This window comes from Micromonospora gifhornensis, from assembly GCF_016863515.1.
Lineage (GTDB): Bacteria > Actinomycetota > Actinomycetes > Mycobacteriales > Micromonosporaceae > Micromonospora > Micromonospora gifhornensis.
In genome coordinates, this window is sequence record NZ_BOPA01000086.1 from 1 (window position 1) to 3,816 (window position 3,816).

Sequence of the window (3,816 nt, forward strand, 5' to 3'; positions counted from 1 at the left end):
GGGCCAGCCTGTACCCGCACGCCCGCCCGGTCCGGCTGCCCACCACGGCATTCCGGCGCGACCGGTACTGGCTCACCGGCGGCCGGGCCACCCCGGGCGCGGACTCGGGTGTGCGCGAGGTCGATCACCCGCTGCTGGGCGCCGCCGTGACGCTCGCCGACGACAGCACCGTCTACACCGGACGGCTGTCCCGGCGTACCGCCCCCTGGCTGGCCGACCACGTGGTGCTCGGCCGGGCGTTGCTGCCCGGCACCGCCCTGCTGGAGTACGCGCTGTGGGCGGGCCGGGACGTCGGGCTGCCCCGGGTGGCCGAGCTGACGCTGGAGGCCCCGCTGGTGCTGCCCGACGAGGGCGTGGCGCAGGTGCGGGTCACCGTCGGCCCGCCGGGTGAGCAGCGGACCGTCGCCGTGCACGCGCGGGCCGACGACGCCGAGCAGTGGACCCGACACGCCAGCGGCCTGCTCACGGCGGCGCCCCCGGCGCCCCCGGTCCCCCCACGCGTGGACGGCCCGCCGGTCGACGTCGACGACCTGTACGAGCGGTTGGCCGGCAAGGGCTACGAGTACGGGCCCGCCTTCCGCCTCGCCACCGCCGCCCGGCACGGCCAGCACGTGGTGGCGCAACTCGCCGCGCCCGCCGGCCCCGACGGATTCGTGCTGCACCCGGCGCAGGTGGACGCCGCTCTGCACCCGATCGTGCTGGACGGCGACGAGACGCTCCTGCCGTTCAGCTGGAGCGGCGTCTCGGTCTTCCGCCGGCCCAGCGGGGCGCTGCACGCGTACTGGACGCCCGAGCGGGCGCTCGTCCTCACCGACGCCGACGGGGTGGTCGCCACCGCCGACAGCCTGCACCTGCGGCCCGCGCGCATGCCGGCCCCCACGGACCTGCACCGGATCCGGTGGGTGCCGGCCGAGGACGCCCGGCGGCAGATCCGCGTCGAACCGGTCGCCGACGCCACGGCCGCGCTCGTGATGCTCCACGAGCGCCTGGACGCCGCCGAGCCGACCGCGCTGGTGGTGCCACACCTGGACCGCACCGGTGCGGCCGGGCTCGTCCGGTCGGCGCAGGCCGAACACCCCGGCCGGTTCGTGCTGATCCACGCCGACGACCCGGTCCGGACCGTACCGGACGACGAACCCGAGGCGGCCTGGCGCGACGGTTCGTGGTGGGTCCCCCGGCTGGCCCGCGTCGCACCCGTCGACCCGGGGCTGCCGCTGTCCGGCACCGTGCTCGTCACCGGCGGGACCGGAGCCCTGGGCGCACTGGTCGCCCGGCACCTCGTCCGCGCCCACCGCGTGCGGGACCTCGTGCTGGTCAGCCGGCGCGGCGCGGACGCACCGGGTGCGGCCGCGCTGGCCGACGAGTTGGCGGGCCACGGCGCGCGGGTCGACCTGCGGGCATGTGACGTCGCCGACCGGGAGGCGCTGGCCCGCCTGCTCGCCGACCTGCCCACCCTCGACGCGGTCGTGCACGCGGCCGGGGTGGTCCGGGACGCGACGGTGTCCGCGCTGACCGTCGAGCAGGTACGCGCGGCCGCGACCAAAGCCGAGTCGGCCTGGCACCTGCACGAGCTGACCCGGGACCGTCCCCTGCGGGCGTTCGTGCTGTTCTCCTCGATCAGTGGGCTGCTGGGCACCGCCGGCCAGGGCGCGTATGCGGCCGCCAACGCCGCGCTGGACGCGCTGGCCGCGCACCGGCACGCCCTCGGCCTACCGGCGCTGTCCCTGGCCTGGGGTCTGTGGGAGGACACCGGGATGGGGGCGGGGCTGTCCGCTGCCGACGTGGCCCGGTGGCGGCGCGACGGGCTTCCGCCGCTGACCGTCGAGCAGGGCGTGGCGCTGTTCGACGCCGCGCTGTCGCACGAGGGTCCGGTCCTCGCACCGGTACGCCTGGACCTGGCGGCGCTGCGCGGCCGTGACGTGCTGCCCGCCGCGCTGCGGGGGCTGGTCACGCGTCGTTCCGTGCCGCCCGCCGGAAGCCGACCGCGTGACGAGGCCGAACTGCGGGAGGTGGTCCGTTCGGTGGTCGCCGAGGTGCTGGGGTACCCGTCGGCCGCCGGGGTGGACTCGGCCCGCCCGTTCCGCGACCTGGGGCTCGACTCGCTCGGCGGGGTGGAGCTGCGCAACCGCCTCGCCGCCGCGACCGGCCTGCCGGTGCCCGCCACGCTGGTGTTCGACCATCCGACGCCGGACGCCGTGGTGGCCCACCTGCTCGGCGCCACGACGAGCGCACAGCCGGCACCGACGCCCACAGTGGCCACCCGCACCGACGAGCCGATCGCGATCGTGGGGATGGCCTGCCGGTATCCCGGTGGTGTCTCCTCGCCGGAGGACCTGTGGCGGCTGGTGGCCGACGGTGTGGACGCGATCGGCGAGTTCCCCACCGACCGGGGCTGGGACCTGGGCCGGCTCTATGACCCCGACCCCGAACACGCCGGCACCTCGTACACCCGCCACGGCGGCTTCCTCTACGACGCGGCCGACTTCGACGCCGGGTTCTTCGCGCTGAGCCCGCGCGAGGCCACCGCCACGGACCCGCAGCAGCGGCTGCTGTTGGAGGTGGCGTGGGAGGCGTTCGAGCGGGCGGGAATCGACCCGACCGCGGTACGCGGCAGCCGGACGGGTGTGTTCGCGGGCGTCATGTACGGCGACTACGGGACGCGGTGGCGTACCGCCCCGGAGGGTTTCGAGGGGCACCTGCTCACCGGCAACACCTCCAGCGTGGTCTCGGGTCGGGTGGCGTACAGCTTCGGGTTGGAGGGTCCGGCGGTCACCGTGGACACCGCCTGCTCGTCCTCTCTGGTGGCCCTGCACCTGGCCGCCCAGTCACTGCGCAGCGGCGAGTGCGATCTGGCGCTGGCCGGCGGTGTGACGGTGATGGCGACGCCGCACACGTTCGTGGAGTTCAGCCGTCAGCGGGGGTTGTCCCCGGACGGGCGCTGCCGGTCGTTCTCGGCTTCGGCGAACGGTACGGGGTGGAGTGAGGGTGCGGGCCTGCTGCTCGTCGAACGCCTCTCCGACGCCCGCGCCAACGGCCACCACGTCCTGGCCATCCTCCGCGGCTCCGCCGTCAACCAGGACGGCGCCTCCAACGGACTCACCGCACCCAACGGACCCGCCCAACAACGCGTCATCCGCACCGCCCTCACCAACGCCCACCTCCAACCCACCGACATCGACCTCGTCGAAGCCCACGGCACCGGCACCCGCCTCGGCGACCCCATCGAAGCCCAAGCCCTCATCGCCACCTACGGCCACCACCGCGACACGCCCCTGCACCTCGGCTCGTTGAAGTCGAACATCGGCCACACCCAGGCCGCCGCGGGTGTCGCCGGAGTCATCAAAGTCGTCCAGGCGATGCAACACGGCACCCTGCCGGCGACGCTGCACGTAGCCGAACCCACTCCCCACGTGGACTGGGCCGAGGGTCAGGTCAGCCTGCTCACCGAGGCCCACCCCTGGCCCGACACCGGGCGACCCCGCCGCGCCGCCGTCTCCTCCTTCGGCATCAGCGGCACCAACGCCCACGTCATCCTCGAACACGGCGATCCGCGGCCGGTGCCGCCGGAGGAGGCGGATCCGCCCGCGCCGGTGCCGCTGGTGATCTCGGCCCGGTCCGCCGGCGCGCTACGCGACCAGGCCGCCCGGGTGCGCACGGCGTTGAGCTCGGGGCTGCCCGTGCGGGACGTGGCGTACACGCTGGGGACGGCGCGCGCCCGGCACCCGCACCAGGCGGTGGTCGTGGGCGAGGGTCGGGCGGAGCTGCTGGCCGGACTCGACGCGGTGGCCGACGGCACCGTTCCCGGTGCGGTGGCCA

1 protein-coding gene is annotated in these 3,816 nt (G+C 75.7%); it reads left to right on the plus strand.

Annotation, left to right across the window (positions count from 1 at the left end; translation table 11 throughout):
* Positions 1-3,816: type I polyketide synthase (locus Vgi01_RS30180; protein ID WP_204293328.1), on the plus strand; the 3,816-nt coding region annotated here is incomplete at both ends.